We start from the raw sequence: 707 nt of genomic DNA on the forward strand, positions 1-707 counted from the left end.
CGCCGATCACCCGGCCAGGCGCCTCGCCGATCTGCTGCCTTGGAACTGGATGCCAACCAGTGAGGCCGAGCAGGCCGCCTGACCAGTGGATCCGTCACCGAGCGCTTACCGCAATGCCGGGCGACACGATGGAGCGCGCCGCCCTGAAGCCGATCGCCGAGGTCGGCTTCAACGAGGGCAACATGGCCTTCTTCTTCGGGGCGGTGGGCGTGCTGCGCGTCACCGCCCTCTGGCTCAACGGCCACATCAACAACGGAATCACCAAGCCGAACGGCGCCAACGTCCGGGCGGTGTGCTCGGCGCTCGGCGCCCTGGTGATGGGCCAGCTGACCCTCGCCCTGGTGGTCGACGCCTTCACGGCCGAGGCGCCGTCCTTCGTCATCCCGGTCTTCGGGACCCTGACCATCTTCGAGGCGATCTCGTGCTACGTGGCCCGCCTCGACGCGGTGGATCGCAGGTCGCGGCTCGGCCGGGCCCTCGCTGCGCTGGAGCGTGTGAAGTAGCATGGAGCACCTGATCGCATTGCTCCCCCTGCTCTCGTCGATGCCGGCGCTGCAGGTCTTCGTCGGCGGTGTCGTGGCCGTCACCTGTGTCGGCATGGTGCTGCGGGCCAACAAGGACAAGCACGAGGTGCCGCCCCCGGCGCCCGGCTCGGTGGGTGACGCCATGGTGCACCTGCAGGGGCCGGCCGAGTACCTGAACATCCT

1 protein-coding gene and 1 pseudogene are annotated in these 707 nt (G+C 69.0%); both read left to right on the forward strand.

Annotated elements, in window-relative coordinates; genetic code table 11:
- Positions 1-113: 113 nt before the first annotated feature.
- Positions 114-503 carry a hypothetical protein gene (locus HPY23_RS08900; protein ID WP_236012555.1) on the forward strand — a complete coding sequence of 130 codons (390 nt, stop codon included), beginning with the start codon at positions 114-116 and terminating at the stop codon, positions 501-503.
- Between the two features lies 1 nt (position 504).
- Positions 505-707 (forward strand): annotated as a pseudogene (locus HPY23_RS32930) (hypothetical protein); the annotation flags it as partial.

Source organism: Methylobacterium ajmalii (assembly GCF_016613415.1).
Taxonomy (GTDB): Bacteria; Pseudomonadota; Alphaproteobacteria; order Rhizobiales; family Beijerinckiaceae; genus Methylobacterium; species Methylobacterium ajmalii.

Excerpts from the sequence above, each read along its gene's own strand:
- HPY23_RS08900 (WP_236012555.1), top strand. The coding sequence starts at position 114 with ATGCCGGGCGACACGATGGAGCGCGCCGCCCTGAAGCCGATCGCCGAG.